Here is a 22,184-nt window from a genome sequence, read left to right as displayed (position 1 = left end):
TATGACAGAAGAGTTTACCCAGGCGCTGTGCGCGCTGATTCGTCGTCTCGGTCAGCAGGCGAAACAGCTTCGTGATAACGGGCTGACCATCGAACAAAAAGGCCGCCAGGATTTTGTCTCCCAGGCGGATGTGTATGTCGAAACCGAGCTGCGCGCCTGGCTGAAAGCCGAACGCCCGCAGGACGGTTTGCTCGGCGAGGAGCGCGGGCTGGAGCCGGGCAGCGACGGCGTATGGGTTATCGACCCGATTGATGGCACCACCAATTTTATTCTCGGCATGGATTACTGGTGCATTTCCGTCGCTTACGTGCGCGACGATGCCATCAAACTGGGGGTGATTTACGCCCCGGATCGCAACGAGTTTTTCTTCGCCGAAAGCGGCAAAGGGGCGTTTTTAAACGGCAAACGCCTGAGCCTGAGCGAGCCGGATGCCGACGCGGTAGTGCTTGGCATTGGTCGCTCCAGCCGCAGACCGCCGCGCGAATACACACAAACCATCGAAACCTTGTTTGAACACGGCGTGGAGCATCGTCGTTTTGGTGCGGGCGCGTTAATGCTGGCGCACGTTGCCGCCGGCCAGGTGCATGGTTATTTCGAAGCGCACCTGCACAGTTGGGATGCGCTGGCAGGGCTGGTGATTATTAAAGAAGCGGGCGGCATGCATAACGATTTTCTTGCCAACAACGGCCTTACGCAGGGCAATAACGCCTGGGCGGCAACCCCGCAAGTGTGGCAGCGTCTGCAACCCGTTTTGCTGCCAAACGGTTAAACCTGGTTTGATACGTACAATCCGCCTTCGACGAAGGCAGTATTAATGGCGCTCTCAGGGGCCTTCGAAAAGAAACCTCAACTTACCCTGTGAGTTGCCAATCCATGCAATGCAGCGCTAAAACCTGTTAATGACCCCATTCACCGGACGACTTTTCAATGAGCAATAAACCGGTTTCCGCGCGCCGTTATGTTTCCGGGTATGCGTAGTGAACCGCCAGCCAGATAGTCGGTGGTTCCGCCTGCGTCCAGTTCACCCGGTGGCGGCATTGCGCGGGAATATTGACGAAATCGCCGACGTTTAACACACGTTCTTCCCCTTCACCTTCAAGCTGTAACCCTGCCGCGCCCTGCACGATCAGCACCCACTCGCTTTGCGGCTGGCAGTACCAGAAATCCGGCGGGCTGGCCTGCCCGGTGGAAATAATGCGCTCAATTTTCACATCCGGGTGCGAAAGCAGATCGTCAAACGTCTCTGCCTCGCCCGCGCTTGCGGGGAAATCTCGCAACAGGTTGGTTAGCATCGGTTTTCGCGTATTCACAGAGCGCCTTAATTGTCAGTGAACATTGTGTCAGGTTTTATACGGGGTTTTTATTACTCGCACTGGCGGTGAAATGCATAAAATAGCAAACGGCTCCGCAGAGCCGTTTGCTAAAGATACTTAAAACTAAAGCGCTTTTTTACCGACAACATACAATTCTGTGGCATCAGTCAGCACACCGGAGTTGTTAACGTACTCACTACCATCACCCAGCGAGATGTTGCGATGAACACCATTATCCCCCACATCGGTTACCCAGCAATAATAATTAGAAGTAACGCCTGCATTCGCATACCGGGAACAGTCGCCCCATTCCGACCACAGGTATGACGCCCAATGTCGCTGGGGTAGATCAAACTCTGGCTCATAGTAAACAAGATCGTTTTGGGAAGGCATCTCCAGACCATTTTCCTTACACCAGGCATTAGCATCCGCCCAGTTTTTTTGCACCCCGCCCGCCGTAACAAACCATTGACTTACGGTAAAGGTATAGACATACCTCGGCGTCCCTGTGTCGATAGGGAGAGCCGTGACCGTCACCGTATTGTTGGTGCTATCCGGCGTATCAATAAAAGTGACATTGGCGTCACTGTCTATACTCACCCACGGTTGATCGACTGACCACTGGTAACCGCTGTTGTTTGATGCAGTTCCGTTGAACAAAAATTGGAATTTCGCACCAAGTATGCCTGTTACGGGGAAGTGGCTGCCTATACTAAACTCGTATCCATTCACCGAGAACTCCGTGTCAGCAGGCATCGGTACAGCGACAGGCAGGATGTGGAAAGTCGTCGAAAGACCTTCAAGAACCTTACCATTAACCTTCACAGAGAGGGTGACATCACCCCGGGTCACGCCACCTATCATCGCATCATATGAACCATTTTTCCTGTCAGTAAACCCGGAATGGACAAGCTCTGCCATGCTACTGATAAGCTCAATGCTTTGCCCGGCGATCAGGTTGCCATAAATATCTTTTAGTATAAGGGTGAGGGTTGACATGCTTAAACCTGACTCGTCGATAGACGAAGGGTCCGCTGCCAGTGTCGACAAGGTTGGGCTCAGGTGATTAACGTCAGCCGTGAAAGTCACCATCACAGAAGCGTGATGACCATCGCAGGTAGCGTCCACCGTATGTTGCCCAGCAACAGTACTGGTCACGACAGCCGTTACGCTACCATCCTCACCCGTGCTCTGCGTAAGCGGTTCAATGCTAACGTCGCTATCGCTGCTCAATGTCACAACTTTACCAGCCAAAGGATCGCCATACGGGTCATAAGCTATAACGTTGATGGTGTTGCCTGCCGTTTCACCGACTACGCCATTGTTGGCAACGACGGTTATCTCAATCCACCAGTCTGGCTGAACGCCTAAAAGATCGTTTTCATCTTCGCTGACCACAAACCATGGCGTATAAAGCGTGCGCCGCTGATAGCCTTTGGCGGTGAGCACCTCTCTTTCACGCCCGAGCGGATCGAAATAGTGCGTATCGGCATACAGATCCTCTCGCGCACTGTCGTCCGTTACCCATTCCCAGTTGTTGAGGAAATAGGGTTGATACGTGCGAATAGCCTGGCCTTTGTTGTCATACTCCGTACGTCCACTCACCGCCCAGCGGGTATCCGTGTGCGCCGTTTCCGTCACCAGCGTTCCATCGTCCGCACGCTGCCAGGCGTCTCCGGCTTCGAAGCGAACCGAGGTTTGCAGTAAGCGTCCAAACCCATCGCTGAATTGAACCGTCTGGCGGATCTGCTGCTCATCACTGCCTTCCCCCTGATCGTAACGATCGGTAGTGAGTGTCAGCACATGGGGTGGTATGCGATTTAGCTGCCAGCTATCACTCGCATAAACCAGGCATTGCGCCACCGGTAACGGCGGTGTTAGCGCCAGCGCCTGATCCACACTCGTTGGCGGCACGAAGTCCGCATCGCTGTAACCGGCTGCTACCCCATTTTCAGTTCCGCTGAAACGAGAACTGGTGACACGGCCTAATCCATCAAGGGTAACCTGCTGAATATTGTTGTTCACATCGGTGAGTTTGACCGGCGTTAAGAACCGCCAGTCATACTCAGCCTGGGTGGTTAATCCGGCGGCATCCACCACTTTCGTTACCACGCAGTCGTGCGCATCGCGCGTCAGGGTAATCGCGCCGGTGAGCTCAGAATCGCGTACGGTCTGCGGCAGCCAGAAATGTTCAGCCGTGCCATAGGTGGTGAGGTTCCGATGTACAACCCAGCAATTGAAGTACGCATACCAGATATAACCGGCCTGTTTCAGAACACTGTCGGTGAAATCTTCTTTCAGCGTTTCCACCATCTCCTGATCCAGTACAGCTGTTTCGGTAAAAGCAACGCGCGGTGGGAATGCAGGCTGTTCCGAAGTGGCATTATTATTGCCATCCAGATACCACTGTTGTTGCATGCCCGCAAATGCCTGGCTGGCTGGCGTGCCCAGTGGCGTGCCGGAAAGACTGAGTTCTTCCAGCGTTAACCCTGTTTCTGGTGCAGAGGAATAGAGGTAAACATCACTGGAAAAAAGGTCAGTCAGCCCATTAACCCATATTCCCGAAGCCATATCGTCAATGGCATACCAACGGCTAGTCTGGCAGGTCACCACCAGTTGCTGCTGCTGATCATCATAGCTGGAAGCAAACAATGTATCCGGCAGTGTATCCGGGTAAGGGCTGGTTGCCGGTTGAGTGCGGCGCGGATAGTTCACCGTTACCGAATAGAGCGGCAGGCCATGTTGATCGCTGGAGAGCGTTATCTGCTGGCTACATTGCGGATCGTTACTCACCCGTTCGTAGATATAGGTGCGCGTTTCTGCGATCGTCGGCCAGACAACCGGATAGATCCCCTCCCCCTTTGCCGCCACCAGACGAATTTGAGGGCGAGATTCGCTAACCTGGTAGGGAACAGGTTGCTGCTCGCTACCGTCCAGGCCATATAGCTCACTGCGTACTAACAGGCCTTTCATCCCCCGACGCAGCCAGAAATCGTCGCTTTCATCTGCGGTATACGGTTTTTCATTGTCACCATAACCACTGGTAAAGCGCGCGGTAAAATACGCGAATGCGCCGCTATCACCAGACCACCAGCGCTGCGCCAGCCGGTCATCTACAGCAGGCAAACCGGTGGCAAACCAGTTGCGCGTCAATGACGGCTGGCTGATTTCCGTGGTCGTCCCCTGGCTGGTCAGTGTGTCGGTGTCCTGCAATTCCACATAGCCGAAACCGCGAAATTCACGCTCCTTGCCATCCCACGCGCCACCACGGTAACGGGCAGAGCTCACCAGGTGATTACCGGTAATTTCATCCGTTACGTCAGTGCGGGAAAGCAGGTGAAGCGGAAACGGTAAATAGCTGGCGGGAACAGGCTCCCCGGCGGTTACCGCGTCTTGTTTTTCATCCAGCCAGAACTGCGCCGAGCTGCGGTAAGTGAAACCATGCCGCGCGCCCATGTTGTTGCTCATGTTATTCAGCAACCACGGTTTAACGGCTGTTAAATCGCAGACATAATGCCGCGGTTTCGGGTGCGGCACAGTCAGTATCAGGCTGGCAACGCCTAAGCCTTGAATATCTGCGACCTGTAACTCGCAGGTATTATCAAAACGCACGCCATCCGGGAGAAGGACCTCAAACGGTTCTGCAAAGCTATTACCACTTTGGTTAATGGAGATAACCACCTTTTTGCTGAGCGCATAAATCACATCCGTGGTGCCCGAGCCGTCAATATCCGCCAAAAAAATCTGCGCAGGGTTAAAGATCACATCCGCCGGAACCTGCCAATTCGCCATTGAGATTGGCAGGCCAAACTGACCGTGCCCATTGTTAGGCCAGTAGCGGACACTATCTTTTTTTACCTCAACCAGATGCTGCTGCCCACTCCCCGCCATATCGCTGAATGCGACCAGCACCCGCTCATCCATGCCGGGCACCGGCAATGTCACGCCGGTAGGTTGTATCACGTTCAGCGCTTTTTCCCAGCCATCTCCGGTACCTGCGTAAAGCCGAACGCTTTTCGGCCCGATTAATACCAGATCCGCCAGCCCAGCCCCCGAAACATCGGCAAGCTGAGCGCGCGGATGCAAATATTCCACCGGATAAGCTGAGAGCGGCGTGAAATTAAGCCAGCCCCGCTCCGGCGTGCGTGAATAATAGCCATTGACCCCTGCCGCAGAGACGACCCACTCCATATAACCATCGCCATTGAGATCCGCCAGCACACCGCTATCACGTAACGCGGGAATAATTGGCAACGCCGTCGGTTCATCCCAGGTAACGGCATCTGCATCGTCACCTGGCTGGCGAACCGGAGCGCGATACCACCAGGCCCCGCTGTCCTGATACAAAATGCCAGCCAGCCCTTCACCGTTCAGATCCACCATCTGATACGGTTGCTGAGTGTTCGTATTTGCCAGGTCTTCACGCTCTTGCCATGAGACCTGCCATTCAGGCTGCCCCGTATCCGCCTTAAATGTACTCCATCCAAATACCGTCTCAGGCAGAGAGGTGAACGCACCATCAGACGCGAGTCCCGACTGCGACACACCAACGAGCGTGGTCACTATTGGTGATTCGGTGTAGCGCATGGCGAGGCGGGTAACTAATTGCGGAACACTCTCGGACGTGCTGCCGCTTAAGGTGTCGGTAAAGTGGTAACTCAACACCTGGTGGCAGAGGCGGCGGGTGCGCACCTCAAAACCATATTCCCAGCTTGAGAAGCAATCCTGGCGGCAAGTCCAGTCGCCAGAACCGGGCGCTATCCAGGTCGGTGACGTGGCGGTATCGGCGGTGCGCTCGCCATAATCGAAAAGCACCACAAATAACCAATCCGTCAGCGTGGGTGTGGTGGTCAATCCGGGTAAGACGCGCCCGGCAACCCGGTTGCCATAGCAAACCGCAGCCAGATAGCGTTGCGCACTGACATTCGGGTGCGCTGCAGTTTCTGTGGCATCGCAGCCCGTCTCATCTTCGGCGCGATACATCCAGTAGATCTGCTCACCGGTAACGGATACCGACGACGCTATCAACCAGATAGCAGTGTCTTCCAGGGCTTGTGGATCACTGACACGCGCTTGCTGGGTATTGCCGTACAGGAGAACTTGCCCGTCCGGCATGTACTGCACCCAAAAATCACGCCCCGTCGTCTCGCTTGAAACCCAATATTCCAGCCGACTGAAATCACTTTCAATGCGATACCGATAACGGTAAACGGTAAAGCCGTCGCCAAGATCAATGCCAAGTAAGGTGTTGGATGTACGGACATTCGCGGTACCGTCGTCAGCCAGAAATGGCACGATCACTTCCCCATTCGGCCCGACAAATTCATCCTTCTCGTTGTAATCTGGCACCCCTTTTTTCGAGCGCCGACGAATGGCGGGCGGATCAACGCTCCATCCCATACCAAATGCGCCGTTACCAGAACGGCTGTGATAGCTCAGCGCCAGTGAAGGCGCATAGCCTCTGCCGGGGTTGATCGGTAGCGGTATGCTCAGGGCATTTGCCCCGTCCGGCCCTGCGCCGGCAACATCACCTTTTAAGCCGGTGATAGCACCGCCGCCTTTGGGCAACGAGAGGGTCTCTGGCCTGACAATATCTGTGTTTTGCATGGCTGCGCTCCCACAGGCTCCCCACAGGGAGCCTGAAATAAAAGACAGTGATTTAGCCGGTAATGGTGTAGCGGATATGCAGAATGATGTCCTTGAGGCTGAGTAGCAGCTCTTTTTGCTCGCCCGTCACATCCTGGAGACTCAGGGTCAGCGTGCCGCTGTCATCCACCGGGATCCCTTCGAACGGCAGCCAGCGCCCGTCATTAAAATCAAGCTGGAACTGGCCGCTGTCGTTCATGCCGTGCGACACCGCCACGGCATTGCACCCCTGCGGCAGCGCCACGCTGCCCCCGTAGCTCAGCACCGCGCGGATATTCTGGTAGGGGCCGATCAGAAACGGCAGCGTGACGCTTACCTGTTTGATACGCCGCCGCGCGCCCAGCTCAGCCGGATAATTACCGGCAATATTCAGTTCGGTGAGTTTCACGCTGGCCTGCAACTGGCCTTCGGCGACCGACAGCGTATTCCCCCCGCTGCCTGCGCTCCCCGAGCCGCTGTGGATAATTGATGCGGACTCATCCAGGAAATTGAACCCCCCGTTCGGCAACCCGCTGTAGAATTTTGCCAGCGACACGGTTTTGCTCACTTCCAGCACGCGCGCATCCTGCTCTATCCACGCCTGCGACATCCGCTCCAGCCCCAGCATCAGCGTTTCGCCCGCCATAAAGCCCAGCCAGTTACCCTGCCACGCTCCCGGTCTGATAAACGTCGTCGCCTCATCGCCGAAGTGCAGCTGCCACGCCCGCTGTGCCAGCAGGCAGCGCGTCAGCGCCGCGTCATAGAACTGGTAGTAAATTGTCGACAGCGTACCGCGCAGCCAGCTGTACAGCGCCTGGCCGCTGAACTTACCCTGCAGGTAATCCAGCTGCGCCTGCGTCTGCGCCAGCTGTGTTTCCACCACCGCTTTCTGCAGCGCCACCCCTTCGCGACGCACAGCCAGCGACGCCAGCTGCGCATCCACCTGCCTGATCTCGGACTCCGCGTTATCCCGCTGGATCCCCCACTCCTGGCGGCGGCGGCGGTATATTTCCGACTGCGTAATCTTGTCGCCGGCGATCCGCACCCCGTCAGCAGCAATCTGTACCCCTATCCCTGCCGCCGACATCAGGGCACCGTAGCGCATGCCCCCGACCGCCAGACCGTAGATGTTGGGTACCATATCCAGCCCCGCCGCCACCATATGCAGGACAGCGGCGGCTTCAGCCGTCACCGAGGAGGCCATCAGCAGGTTCATCGCCTGCGTCTCCCCGGCGTTGACGTTTTCGTCATACAGCTGCCGGTAGCTGTCCCGCCGCTGTTCGGCACCACGGCGGCTCGCCTGCAGCGCCGCTTTGTCCGCGTCCAGTTCAGCCAGCATGTGCTCCTGCACCTGAATGTTCTGGTCCAGCAGCGACACCCCCTGGGTCTGCAGCAGTACGGAGAGCGCCTCCGCATCCTGCCGCTCGGTGATGGCCTGCAGGGTGGTACCGAACTGGATAAGCTGGCTCACCACGCCCCGGGCACTCTCCAGCAGCGTCGGGAAGCGCAGCAGCGGCAGGGACACTGACGGCAGCGAATCGCCCCCGCCGGCGGCACTCACCGCCGCGCTCAGCAGCGCCGACGGGTTCGCCGCCGCCGCATACACCGGCAGGTAGAGCGCCTGGCCGTCTATCGACAGGTTATGGCGCAGGTTGTACAGCCGCTGGCGCAGCGTCTGCCAGTAGCCGCTCAGTTTGCTGTTGAACTGCGGGTAGAACAGCCCCAGCAGCGAGTTCGCCGTGCGGGTTTCCACCTCCGCCACGGTTTCAGTCCGCAGATTGAGCAGCTCTGTCTGGTAAGCCTGCCGCAGGGTCTGGCTGGCGGCGGAGCCCAGTACCGGGCTGGACCAGTTCCCCCGCCCCTGCACCAGCGCGTCATAGGGTTCATCGCCCAGCAGGTTCAGCGCCTGCTCGTACCACATTTTGGCTTCGTTCAGCGTGTCGCGCTCCAGCAGCCGGTAGGCCGCATCGCCGCGGGCGATGAGTAAATCCAGCGCCCGCATGAAGATGGCGACCTTGTAGTGCATCGGGTCGGACTGGGCCACCGCGTCCGGGTCAACGGAATCGAGCGGGTCCGGGTTCCACGAGGTGTCCTCCTCCAGCGGGCGTACGTTCCACGTCCACGGTGCCGGGGAGCCATTGCTGCTGTAGTAGCCGGCGGGGTTCCAGATGTATTCCATCCAGGTGGTGGCGTCGTCGAATTTGCTTTCGTGCAGCAGGCGCTGGAACACCATTGCCGGCACGTAGAAGAACATCTCCCAGAAATAGAGCGCGTTGGCACCGGTGAAATCCATTGGCTCGCTCTCGCTGCTGTGAATTGAGGAGGTTAATCCCCGACTGCTATCTGCTGTATCCTTCACATAGGCGCTGGCAGCACTGTCCCAGGTATAATTCTCCATCGTTTTGTATGAGTTCATCCCGTTATAATCGGAATACTCAACACCAATGAAAGATCGATTACTTTCAGCGCCGGTTTTATTGTTATCACGGGGAAGAAAAATCGTAACAGTGGTATTTGTATCCGCTGAGACATTACCCGATGAAATAATATTTATATCACGACTTTCTGTATCACTAGACGAAGAGTTAATGCCCACCAAATATAATTTGTACCAGCCGCTGCCGTGTAATGCCTGGGTATATTTATCGAAGGTCACCGTAATATAGCTACCGGGGCCTAACCGGGGCTCCTGCAGTAATTGGGTTTCCATCGACAGCACCGCGTCCAGCCCGAGAGTGGCACGAGCAACCAGCTGGCGGGCAAACAGGGTATTAATACGCACGCGGTAAGGCCCGCGTTGTAGATACTGCACGCCGGTATCAGCACGCATAAGCGACATTTTACGCGAGTCCACCTGCTGGTATACGGTCAGGGTGGCATGCTGCGATCCCAGTGACTGCCCGAACGTGTTTTGCGCCCACAGATTGATAGTGAACTCAACTTTCCCGTTCACAAAATCACTTACGGGGAATGTGAAAAAATTGCCTTTAAAGCTGTAGGTAGTATCCCAGTCAGGGGTGGCCATGCCGGCATTTCCGGCTTCGTACAATGATTTGCCCTTCCATGAGATGGTGTACCCCACATCCTGAGGATTGACCTTCGTTGAATAGTTAATCTTGTCACTAAAGTGTTGTTGGTAAACAACAAAACCCTCTGCAGAGCTGTATAGCCAACCACTTTCAGGCAACTGATACTCCAGGGTTTTAAATTCCCATTCATTCCAATACCCGGCATAGTTAATGGGGGGATTGCGTACATATGTCTTAATCCGAAAGTCCTGGGCAAAATAAACGGTCGGCTCAATTAAATCGCGGCTCATTTTAATGAGCCCCGTCACAACATTAGTGTGATCACTCTCAATACCATTAACACCCTCAACAACAACAAATCCCTCACCCGGCTCCAAACGATTGGCAAAACTAAACGGGGTTTTATAAAAAGCATAAGTATGACCTACGCCCTGTAACGTTTTAATATAATCAATCCAGTTCCTCCGGTTATAACCAAAACTACCGGAATTGTAGCCATTAAATATATATCTGACATTCACATCGTAATAAACGGCGACCTTTTGCGTATCCACATTTAAAAAAGCGCCAGCAACTTTATAATTTCCGTTCATGATGGAAAGGTTTTCATAACCCCACGAATACTCCAGTGGTTCGGCGGTATAAGTGACAGCCTGCACTAACAGCATATTAATCCGTCGTTCACTCTGCGTGTCGAGCTGCTGCCAGATATAGCCACGGTAATTGTCAGCATTATTAAGGGTGGCTATTTCATGCTCCACCGAAACGGTTAAACCCGACACCTGTATATTCAGGTTACCCGCCTCGCTGTCCGCCGGGGTGTAAAACAGCACCATTATCTTCGGGCTGTTTTCATTGCTGTTGGTACAGAACAGATGTTTCGATGACAGCGCGCTGACATCTCCGGCCGGCAGATAATCCGACAGTTTGCCGAACAGCGGGGCACTCCAGCTGCCGTCGTGGCGCAGGTACGAGAAGCTCAGGAAGTAGTCTTTTGCCTCACTCACCGTACCGTTGTTATCTGTCGCCACCGGTCGCTCCGTCACCCACACCACATACAGCCGGTCATTAAAGACCACCGGCCGCACCATGTTGTTGTACGCCGCGATACCCGTGCCGATTTCCAGCCACTCGCTCCATGCCGTCGCCGGGTACTTCCCGTCCGTCAGCATGCTCTGCTGCAGCGAGCGCCAGTAGTATTTCTCCCCCTCGTCCGTCGATTTGCCGATAAACCACGTCTTCCCTTCCTCTATGCTGGCGTTGTCGTGGTAGGCACTCACAATGTCCAGGTTGGCGATTTTCTCAAACTGCGTCATGTACCCCTTAAACGCATCCCCCACCGTGTCCGCACTCAGCTCGCTCTGCCCGATGGTGTTCAGCATCGTGTCCATCATGCTGGTCTGACCGGTACGCACCGTCGGGTCGATATAGTTTTCCGGGTAGTACACCAGCTGCGACACCCCCGCCCACGTGCTGTAGCGTTTGTTGTACAAATCCCAGTCCGTGAAGAACTGCCGCGTCAGCACCGCCTGCTGCACCTCCGCCTCCTGGGCGTTACGGCAGCGGTTCACGTACAGCTGGATACTGGCAATCGCCTCCGCCACCCGCGTCGTCATCACCTGCGACGACACCTGACCGTCTATCAGCAGCCACGCGTACAGCTGCTCCCGGTTGTCCACCCCGGCAATGGCCGCCGTCTGAATGTAATAGTTACTCAGCGCCGCGCTGGTCAGCTCCTCCAGCTGCTGCTGCAGTCTGACCGTCAGCTCTGCATTCAGTCCCGCCTGCAGCTGGTTACTCACCGCCAGCCACGCCCCGTACGACGGGGCGCTGTCATCACTGATGGTCGTGTATTTCAGCGCCACCAGCGCCGCCGCCGTCGACGGTGTGCAGTTCAGCGCCGCGGCAAAATCCAGCCACTGCAGCGTCACGTCCAGCGTCTGCAGCGAGCGGATAATCCCGCCCGCGCCGCTGTCCGCCAGCCCCAGCGCCTGGGCCGCCGCCTGCGGCGTCACTCCCAGCGCCTGCGCCAGCAGGTCGGTGGTCAGTGTTCCCGCCTCCAGCGCCGCCAGCAGCTCCTGTGCGTAATTTCCCGTCTGCAGGATGCGCCGGTTTATCCGCCCCAGCAGGCGCAGCGACTCCATGTCCAGCGGGATGACGCTCACCCCGTCCGCGAACCGTGACGGCGCATCAATCAGCATCGCCAGCAGGTAGTCACTGATGTTCGTCTTGCGCACCAGCAGCACCAGCTGCCCCAGCGCCTGGCAGAACGCCACCAGCTGTGCCGTTTCCGCCTCACTGCGGTCATCCTTCAGCGCCAGCGTGACAAACGTCTTCACGTCCGTCCCGCCCGGTTTCAGCTGCTCCAGCCAGCGCAGGACACTCTCCGCCCGGCCCGACAGCTGCCCGGTGGCGGCTGCCACCGGTGCCAGCGCGCTGATGAGCACGGACACCTCCGCGTCCGCTGAATCCACCGCCCCGCGTACGGCCGCAATCAGGCTGCTGATTTCCGGCGTCAGCACCGTGCTGTGGCGCGGGGTCACCATCAGGTACAGCTCACTCACCGTCCAGCCCAGCTGTGTCAGCCAGCGCGTGGTGCTGTGGACAAAGTTCACCAGCGTGGCAAAACCGTTCTCATCCAGTGCCGAGAGCGGCGTCTGCCCCCACGGCGACACCGACAGCAGCAGGCCGAGTTCGGTGGCTGTCAGCTGGTGCACATCCGCCAGCAGGTGCACCCGGTAGAGCAGCGCCAGGTTCTCCGCCGTGGCGGTGAAGGTCACGCCCGTCCCCGCCGCCAGCTGCCACAGCGTTTTCAGGTCCGTGCCGCTCACGTGGAAGCCGCGCTTGATGACGCTGGCGCGGAACAGGTGCTCCGCGTCCTGCGAGTCCCAGTCCACCGGCGCGCCGTCGGCGGTAAAGCTCCGGTTACTGAGCAGCGGCGTGTTGAACAGGGTGGTGAACCAGCTGACCTGCCCTTTCACCCCCACCGCGCTGATGCGCCCGCCCGCCAGCACCAGTGCGTCTTCCAGGCGCAGGCCGTAGCGTTTCAGGTAGTAGTAGCTGAGGAAGCTCAGTCCCAGCATGCCGGTTTCAAACGGCTCTTCACCGGGGTTGTTGTAAATCAGCAGGTACATCTGCTCGGGGGTGAAATGGCAGGCTTTGTACAGGCGGATAATTTTATTCAGGTACAGCAGGTACTGTTCCGCTGACAGGGTGTAGAGCCGGAAAGTGGCTGTTGCATACTTATAATCGTGTTGGGCAGCACGGTAGCGCGATATCCCAATGGTGACGCCGGCGGCAACTTTATCTCTCGGGATGGTTACCGGAACACTGATATGCTCATTTGAATGCGGTGTGAGAGTGGCTCTATATAAATCATAGGAATTTCCCCCGGTGATACCGATACGCACTTCCTCTGCGGAAGCAAACACTGACTTGAAATTAAAATTCAGCAGATAGCTGTCGCCGCCCTGCGGCAGCAGCTCCATATAACTGAGCGTGTCGTGCAGCCCGCTGCGGACAATCTGCACCACCTGCCCCACAGACGTGTCATCGCCCGCGATCAGCGTGGTCAGGATATTACTGGTGTAGTACTGTACCGGTTCAGAAAAGTCATGGCTTGCCAGCAGGCTTGTTAATGCCGACAGCGCGTCAATGCTCACGTCGTAATAACTGGCCTGCATATAGATGTTCGTTAATCTGTTAGCGGTGACGGTACCAAAGTTTTTCGCGTATAACGCCGCAGCAGTATCCGCGGTGATCTCCTCCGTCAGAATGCGGTACAGCTCCGGTGAGACATCCGCCATGATCGCCAGCAGCGAGGATAAATCCACCTGCTGCGCAATCGCCGGGCTTTCCGCCAGCGCATCCAGCATCGGATCCTGCAGCAGGATCGCCTGCCGCGCGCTCTCGTACGCCAGGTGGTACGGCGTGGCGCCGGAGAAACGCCAGGTGGAGAGTTTTTCCATCACCGCGTCGCTGTCCGTCCCCTCCCGGCTGACAATCGTGTCGAGCACAATGTCATTGGCGATCGACAGCGTGCTCACCTCCGCGTCCATGTTGTCCTGGCTCAGTGCCAGCCGCGTCAGATCCGGGCGGCGGCTGTCCAGGTGCCGGGCACTGCCGGTGGTGTGCAGGTCGCGGGCTTCGCGGTAGAGCTCGGTCAGGTAACCGGCGGGGGAAAACATCGAGGCCACTGACCCTGGCAACACATACTGCTGCGCGCGATTGCCGAACAGCGAATCATAAGCCCGCAGGTTCTGGTTCTGGGTTTGGGTTTGGGTTTGGGCCTCAGAAATGCCCAGCCGGATAGCACGGGCAAGTTGCGGGTTGGCCCGGCTGAAGATACGCGCTTCGGCTTCGGTGTTTTTTTTCTGCGCGTCGCGGACCACCTGGTCAAGGAACCGGGCCTCGCCCCACGAGAGAACATCCTGGTAGCTGTCCCAGATCTCGGCAAACGAGTTAGGCATCAGAGAGGCGAGCAGGGTGTTTGCATCCACCGTACTGGAGCGGGAGGTATTGATTTTACTTAATATCGTCTCGGTATCGTAATAGGAGTCATACATAGCGAATATTCCCCTGAGTTACTCATTCTTTAAACAGAAGAGACTGGCTAATTTTCCGGGGTTATTACGGACTCCCGCCGGGAGCCCGTAATAAAGAACAGCGCCTTAGCCGGTAATGGTGTAGCGGATATGCAGAATGATATCCGTCAGGCTGAGCAGTAGTTCTTTTTGCTCGCCCGTCACATCCGGGAAACTCAGGGTCAGCGTGCCGCTGTCATCCACCGGGATCCCTTCGAACGGCAGCCAGCGCCCGTCATTAAAATCAAGCTGGAACTGGCCGCTGTCGTTCATGCCGTGCGACACCGCCAGCGCATTACACCCCTGCGGCAGCGCCACGCTGCCCCCGTAGCTCAGCACCGCGCGTGTATCCTGATAAGGCTCTACCTGTAACGGCAGCGTGACGCTTACCTGTTTGATACGCCGCCGCGCGCCCAGCCCAGCCGGGTAGTCGGACAAAATGTTCAAATCGGTGAGCTTCACACTGGCTTTCAGTTGCCCGTCAGCTATCGACAGCGTATTCCCCCCGCTGCCTGCGCTCCCCGAGCCGCTGCTGACCAGCGCCACAGCCTGTTCCGCAAGCGAGAAAGATCCACTATAGAAATCTGCCAGCGACACGGTTTTGCTCACTTCCAGCACACGCGCATCCTGCTCTATCCACGCCTGCGACATCCGCTCCAGCCCCAGCATCAGCGTTTCGCCCGCCATAAAGCCCAGCCAGTTACCCTGCCACGCTCCCGGTCTGATAAACGTCGTCGCCTCATCGCCGAAGTGCAGCTGCCACGCCCGCTGTGCCAGCAGGCAGCGCGTCAGCGCCGCGTCATAGAACTGATAGTAAATTGTCGACAGCGTACCGCGCAGCCAGCTGTACAGCGCCTGGCCGCTGAACTTGCCCTGCAGGTAATCCAGCTGCGCCTGCGTCTGCGCCAGCTGTGTTTCCACCACCGCTTTCTGCAGCGCCACCCCTTCGCGGCGCACAGCCAGCGACGCCAGCTGCGCATCCACCTGCCTGATCTCGGACTCCGCGTTATCCCGCTGGATCCCCCACTCCTGGCGGCGGCGGCGGTATATTTCCGACTGCGTAATCTTGTCGCCGGCGATCCGCACCCCGTCAGCAGCAATCTGTACCCCTATCCCTGCCGCCGACATCAGGGCACCGTAGCGCATGCCCCCGACCGCCAGACCGTAGATGTTGGGTACCATATCCAGCCCCGCCGCCACCATATGCAGGACAGCGGCGGCTTCTGCCGTCACCGAGGAGGCCATCAGCAGGTTCATCGCCTGCGTCTCCCCGGCGTTGACGTTTTCGTCATACAGCTGCCGGTAGCTGTCCCGCCGCTGTTCGGCACCACGGCGGCTCGCCTGCAGCGCCGCTTTGTCCGCGTCCAGTTCAGCCAGCATGTGCTCCTGCACCTGAATGTTCTGGTCCAGCAGCGACACCCCCTGGGTCTGCAGCAGTACGGAGAGCGCCTCCGCGTCCTGCCGCTCGGTGATGGCCTGCAGGGTGGTACCGAACTGGATAAGCTGGCTCACCACGCCCCGGGCACTCTCCAGCAGCGTCGGGAAGCGCAGCAGCGGCAGGGAAACGGACGGCAGCGAATCGCCCCCGCCGGCAGCACTCACCGCCGCGCTCAGCAGCGCCGACGGGTTCGCCGCCGCCGCATACACCGGCAGGTAGAGCGCCTGGCCGTCTATCGACAGGTTATGGCGCAGGTTGTACAGCCGCTGGCGCAGCGTCTGCCAGTAGCCGCTCAGTTTGCTGTTGAACTGCGGGTAGAACAGTCCCAGCAGCGAGTTCGCCGTGCGGGTTTCCACCTCCGCCACGGTTTCAGTCCGCAGATTGAGCAGCTCTGTCTGGTAAGCCTGCCGCAGGGTCTGGCTGGCGGCGGAGCCCAGTACCGGGCTGGACCAGTTCCCCCGCCCCTGTACCAGCGCGTCGTAGGGTTCATCGCCCAGCAGGTTCAGCGCCTGCTCGTACCACATTTTGGCTTCGTTCAGCGTGTCGCGCTCCAGCAGCCGGTAGGCCGCATCGCCGCGGGCGATGAGCAAATCCAGCGCCCGCATGAAAATGGCGATTTTGTAGTGCATCGGGTCGGACTGGGCCACCGCGTCCGGGTCGACGGAATCGAGCGGGTCCGGGTTCCACGAGGTGTCCTCTTCCAGCGGGCGTACGTTCCATGTCCACGGTGCCGGGGAGCCATTGCTGCTGTAGTAGCCGGCGGGGTTCCAGATGTATTTCATCCAGGTGGTGGCATCGTCGAATTTGCCCTCCTGCAGCAGGCGCTGGAACACCATTGCCGGCACGTAGAAGAACATCTCCCAGAAATAGAGCGCGTTGGCACCGGTGAAATCCATTGGCTCGGTGTTTTGTACTCTCAGAACGCTAATCTGCACGTCGCGAAGCGCGCTCGTATCAGTACCACCGGCAAACCCGGTCAGGGATAAATCGTCGAACGTTAGATCTTTAAAAACCCCTTGATAAAACGTACCTTTTTGACACGTCAAAAAAACGGCAAGCCCCTTGTCTCTGTCTTCAGGGAATTGAATTAAATCGCCATAAGCAGTCTGGGATGTCGGGATAAAAAGTTGAACTGTTAAGGGAGTTTCTTGTAATACACCTGACCAGAAGGGATATCGGGTAGTATCCGTTGACGTCGATGAGTCTGGTGAAATACTCAGTTGCACGTTCGCATTCGTACCATGCTTGTCTGCGTTATATGGCGGGAAAGTGACACTGACATAACTCCCTTTACCCAGCTTCGGCTCCTGCAGTTTCTGGGTTTCCATCGACAGCACCGCGTCCAGCCCGAGATTGGCGCGGGTCACCAACTGGCGGGCAAACAGCGTGTTAATACGCACGCGGTAAGGCCCTCGTTGCAGGTAAATCATCCCCGTATCGGTGCGCGCAAGCGACATTTTCCGCGAATCTGTTCCCTGATAAATCGTCAGGGTGGCGCCAGGGTTACCCAGGGATTGTCCCAGCGAATTTTTCGCCCAAACGCTTACTGAGAACACCATTTTCCCGTTTTTAAAATAAGACACCGGGCAGTGAAGGACAGAGTTTGAAAAACTATAGACGGTATTCCAGCTCGGGGTAGCCATGCCAGAGTTACCAAACTTGTAAAAAGACTTACCTGGAATATCAAAGGAGTATCCAACATCTTCCGGGTTAACGAGAGTGGAATATTCAAAATAATTACCAAATAGTTGTCGCGTATAAAAACCCGAACCATTATTTATCGTATAGCAATTATTTATATCGGTCGAATTGATATCAGCCACCCACATATCTCCAAAATTATTACCAGAGGAAAAAGGATCATATGTCATTTTCCAATAATGGGCGCTTCCAATAAAATAACCGGGTGCCGTAGTAGGATATTGTGTTCGCAATAAAAAAAGAGGCCCTCTGGTTCCGTCATTATCTCGCGCATAAACAACAACCCCTTCGCCATTTTGCGCAACATACGTATATTGCAGTGGTTGTTTAAAAAATAAATAGCCATGCCCAACCGATTGGACGGATTTAACCAAATCCATCCAGTTTCTTCGGTTATTACCAAATGAACCACCGCCATAGCCATTAAAAACATAGTTGAGACTTATGTCATACCAGACATCAACATTTCCTTTTTCTGTATCCAGGGAAACACTACGAATATGATAGTTCCCAAAGGTTATTGCCATGTGTTCATACCCCCAGGCATAACCCATTGAGCTGGCGGTATAACTTAATTCTGGCACAAATAAAAAATTCACCCGCCGTTCGCTTTGCGTATCATAAGCTCGCCAGACATAACCATGGTAATAACCCGCATTCGTCAGGGAGGTTATTTCATGTTCTACCGAAACGGTTAATCCTGACACGGACACCCCCTGGTTACCCGCCTCGCTGTCCGCCGGGGTGTAAAACAGCACCATTATCTTCGGGCTGTTTTCATTGCTGTTGGTACAGTACATATGTTTCGATGACAGCGCGCTGACATCTCCGGCCGGCAGATAATCCGACAGTTTGCCGAACAGCGGGGCACTCCAGCTGCCGTCGTGGCGCAGGTACGAGAAGCTCAGGAAGTAGTCTTTTGCCTCACTCACCGTACCGTTGTTATCTGTCGCCACCGGTCGCTCCGTCACCCACACCACATACAGCCGGTCATTAAAGACCACCGGCCGCACCATGTTGTTGTACGCCGCGATACCCGTGCCGATTTCCAGCCACTCGCTCCACGCCGTTGCCGGGTACTTCCCGTCCGTCAGCATGCTCTGCTGCAGCGAGCGCCAGTAGTATTTCTCCCCCTCGTCCGTGGACTTACCGATAAACCACGTCTTCCCTTCCTCTATGCTGGCGTTGTCGTGGTAGGCACTCACAATGTCCAGGTTGGCGATTTTCTCAAACTGCGTCATGTACCCCTTAAACGCATCCCCCACCGTGTCCGCACTCAGCTCGCTCTGCCCGATGGTGTTCAGCATCGTGTCCATCATGCTGGTCTGACCGGTACGCACCGTCGGGTCGATATAGTTTTCCGGGTAGTACACCAGCTGCGACACCCCCGCCCACGTGCTGTAGCGTTTGTTGTACAAATCCCAGTCCGTGAAGAACTGCCGCGTCAGCACCGCCTGCTGCACCTCCGCCTCCTGGGCGTTACGGCAGCGGTTCACGTACAGCTGGATACTGGCAATCGCCTCCGCCACCCGCGTCGTCATCACCTGCGACGACACCTGACCGTCTATCAGCAGCCACGCGTACAGCTGCTCCCGGTTGTCCACCCCGGCAATGGCCGCCGTCTGAATGTAATAGTTACTCAGCGCCGCGCTGGTCAGCTCCTCCAGCTGCTGCTGCAGTCTGACCGTCAGCTCTGCATTCAGTCCCGCCTGCAGCTGGTTACTCACCGCCAGCCACGCCCCGTACGACGGGGCGCTGTCGTCACTGATGGTCGTGTATTTCAGCGCCACCAGCGCCGCCGCCGTCGACGGTGTGCAGTTCAGCGCCGCGGCAAAATCCAGCCACTGCAGCGTCACGTCCAGCGTCTGCAGCGAGCGGATAATCCCGCCCGCGTCGCTGTCCGCCAGCCCCAGCGCCTGGGCCGCCGCCTGCGGCGTCACCCCCAGCGCCTGCGCCAGCAGGTCGGTGGTCAGTGTTCCCGCCTCCAGCGCCGCCAGCAGCTCCTGTGCGTAATTTCCCGTCTGCAGGATGCGCCGGTTTATCCGCCCCAGCAGGCGCAGCGACTCCATGTCCAGCGGGATGACGCTCACCCCGTCCGCGAACCGTGACGGCGCATCAATCAGCATCGCCAGCAGGTAGTCACTGATGTTCGTCTTGCGCACCAGCAGCACCAGCTGCCCCAGCGCCTGGCAGAACGCCACCAGCTGTGCCGTTTCCGCCTCACTGCGGTCATCCTTCAGCGCCAGCGTGACAAACGTCTTCACGTCCGTCCCGCCCGGTTTCAGCTGCTCCAGCCAGCGCAGGACACTCTCCGCCCGGCCCGACAGCTGCCCGGTGGCGGCTGCCACCGGTGCCAGCGCGCTGATGAGCACGGACACCTCCGCGTCCGCTGAATCCACCGCCCCGCGTACGGCCGCAATCAGGCTGCTGATTTCCGGCGTCAGCACCGTGCTGTGGCGCGGGGTCACCATCAGGTACAGCTCACTCACCGTCCAGCCCAGCTGTGTCAGCCAGCGCGTGGTGCTGTGGACAAAGTTCACCAGCGTGGCAAAACCGTTCTCATCCAGTGCCGAGAGCGGCGTCTGCCCCCACGGCGACACCGACAGCAGCAGGCCCAGTTCGGTGGCTGTCAGCTGGTGCACATCCGCCAGCAGGTGCACCCGGTAGAGCAGCGCCAGGTTCTCCGCCGTGGCGGTGAAGGTCACGCCCGTCCCCGCCGCCAGCTGCCACAGCGTTTTCAGGTCCGTGCCGCTCACGTGGAAGCCGCGCTTGATGACGCTGGCGCGGAACAGGTGGTCCGCGTCCTGCGAGTCCCAGTCCACCGGCGCGCCGTCGGCGGTGAAACTCCGGTTACTGAGCAGCGGCGTGTTGAACAGGGTGGTGAACCAGCCGGGCTGCCCTTTCACCCCCACCGCGCTGATGCGCCCGCCCGCCAGCACCAGTGCGTCTTCCAGGCGCAGGCCGTAGCGTTTCAGGTAGTAGTAGCTGAGGAAGCTCAGTCCCAGCATGCCGGTGTCAAACGGCTCTTCACCGGGGTTGTTGTAAATCAGCAGGTACATCTGCTCGGGGGTGAAATGGCAGGCTTTATACAGGCGGATGATTTTATTCAGGTACAGCAGGTACTGCTCGGGTGACAGGGTGTAGAGCCGGAAAGTGGCAGTTGCATAATAATATCCTCCCGTATCGGCCCTCACCCTGGAAATACCAATGGTGACGCCGGCGGCTAATTTCGCTGCCGGGATCGTGACCGGAATAGTGATATGTTCATTCGACTGTGGCTGGAGTGTTCCGCTGTACAGATCGGAGGAGTCCCCACCCGTTGTGCCAATATAGAGTTTTGTCCCCAGGCTCCACACGGATTTGAAATTAAAATTCAGCAGATAGCTGTCCCCGCCCTGCGGCAGCAGCTCCATATAACTGAGTGTGTTGTGCAGCCCGCTGCGGACAATCTGCACTACCTGTCCGGCTTCCGTCTCTTCTCCGGCAACCAGCGTGGTCAGGATATTACTGGTGTAGTACTGCACCGGTTCAGAAAAGTCATGGCTTGCCAGCAGGCCGGTTAATGCCGACAGCGCATCAATACTCACGTCGTAGTAACCGGAAAGTGCATAGACATTTTTTAATCTGTCCGTTGAGACAGTACCAAAGTTTTTCGTGTACAACGCCTCGGCAGTATCCGCGGTGATCTCTTCCGTCAGAATGCGGTACAGCTCCGGTGAGACATCCGCCATGATCGCCAGCAGCGAGGATAAATCCACCTGCTGCGCAATCGCCGGGCTTTCCGCCAGCGCATCCAGCATCGGATCCTGCAGCAGGATCGCCTGCCGCGCGCTCTCGTACGCCAGGTGGTACGGCGTGGCACCGGAGAAACGCCAGGTGGAGAGTTTTTCCATCACCGCATCGCCGTCCGTCCCTTCCCGGCTGACAATCGTGTCGAGCACAACGTCATTGGCGATCGACAGCGTGCTCACCTCCGCGTCCATATTGTCCTGGCTCAGCGCCAGCCGCGTCAGATCCGGGCGGCGGCTGTCCAGGTGCCGGGCACTGCCGGTGGTGTGCAGGTCGCGGGCTTCGCGGTAGAGCTCGGTCAGGTAACCGGCGGGGGAAAACATCGAGGCCACTGACCCTGGCAACACATACTGCTGCGCGCGGTTGCCAAACAGTAAATTAGAATCCCGCAAGGAACGATCCAGATCGATTCCCAACCTGACCGCACGGGCAAGTTGCGGGTTAGCCCGGCTGAAGATACGCGCTTCAGTTTCGGTGTTTTTTTTCTGCGCGTCACGGACCGCCTGATCGAGGAACCGGGCCTCGCCCCAGGATAAAACATCCTGATAATTTTCCCAGATCTCGGCAAACGAGTTGGGCATCAGCGAGGCGAGCAGGGTGTTTTCATCCACCGTACTGGAGCGGGAGGTGTTGATTTTACTTAATATCGTTTCGGTATCGTAATAGGAGTCATACATAGCGAATATTCCCCTAACAGACTCATTCT

5 protein-coding genes are annotated in these 22,184 nt (G+C 57.4%); 1 reads left to right on the top strand and 4 read right to left on the bottom strand.

The window, feature by feature from the left end; translation table 11 throughout:
* Window position 1: 1 nt before the first annotated feature.
* Window positions 2-769 (top strand): inositol monophosphatase family protein, encoded by a 768-nt coding sequence (locus tag M8Q36_RS07660; RefSeq protein ID WP_249880496.1) that lies wholly within the window; start codon window positions 2-4, stop codon window positions 767-769.
* 187 nt (window positions 770-956) lie between these two features.
* On the opposite strand, the gene M8Q36_RS07655 is transcribed toward M8Q36_RS07660, so the two are convergent.
* From M8Q36_RS07655 to M8Q36_RS07635, 4 genes are all read right to left on the bottom strand, one after another.
* Window positions 957-1,292 (bottom strand): cupin domain-containing protein, encoded by a 336-nt coding sequence (locus M8Q36_RS07655; RefSeq protein ID WP_249882733.1) that lies wholly within the window; start codon window positions 1,290-1,292, stop codon window positions 957-959.
* A gap of 144 nt (window positions 1,293-1,436) precedes the next feature.
* On the bottom strand, window positions 1,437-6,920 hold the full coding sequence (locus M8Q36_RS07645; protein WP_349654601.1) for a SpvB/TcaC N-terminal domain-containing protein: 5,484 nt from the start codon (window positions 6,918-6,920) through the stop codon (window positions 1,437-1,439).
* 52 nt (window positions 6,921-6,972) lie between these two features.
* Window positions 6,973-14,532, bottom strand: coding sequence for a Tc toxin subunit A-related protein (locus M8Q36_RS07640; protein ID WP_249880495.1), 7,560 nt, complete (start codon window positions 14,530-14,532; stop codon window positions 6,973-6,975).
* A gap of 105 nt (window positions 14,533-14,637) precedes the next feature.
* Window positions 14,638-22,155, bottom strand: a complete 7,518-nt coding sequence (locus M8Q36_RS07635) for a Tc toxin subunit A-related protein (RefSeq protein ID WP_249880494.1) — start codon at window positions 22,153-22,155, stop codon at window positions 14,638-14,640.
* Window positions 22,156-22,184 lie beyond the last annotated feature (29 nt).

The organism is Kosakonia sp. R1.Fl (assembly GCF_023516815.1).
In the GTDB taxonomy this organism is placed as follows: domain Bacteria; phylum Pseudomonadota; class Gammaproteobacteria; order Enterobacterales; family Enterobacteriaceae; genus Kosakonia.
The sequence above is the reverse complement of the archived record's forward strand: the minus strand, read 5'-3'. Positions and strand labels throughout refer to the sequence as shown.

Excerpts from the sequence above, each read along its gene's own strand:
- M8Q36_RS07660 (WP_249880496.1), top strand. The coding sequence starts at position 2 with ATGACAGAAGAGTTTACCCAGGCGCTGTGCGCGCTGATTCGTCGTCTC.
- M8Q36_RS07655 (WP_249882733.1), bottom strand. The coding sequence starts at position 1,292 with ATGCTAACCAACCTGTTGCGAGATTTCCCCGCAAGCGCGGGCGAGGCA.
- M8Q36_RS07635 (WP_249880494.1), bottom strand. The coding sequence starts at position 22,155 with ATGTATGACTCCTATTACGATACCGAAACGATATTAAGTAAAATCAAC.
- M8Q36_RS07645 (WP_349654601.1), bottom strand. The coding sequence starts at position 6,920 with ATGCAAAACACAGATATTGTCAGGCCAGAGACCCTCTCGTTGCCCAAA.
- M8Q36_RS07640 (WP_249880495.1), bottom strand. The coding sequence starts at position 14,532 with ATGTATGACTCCTATTACGATACCGAGACGATATTAAGTAAAATCAAT.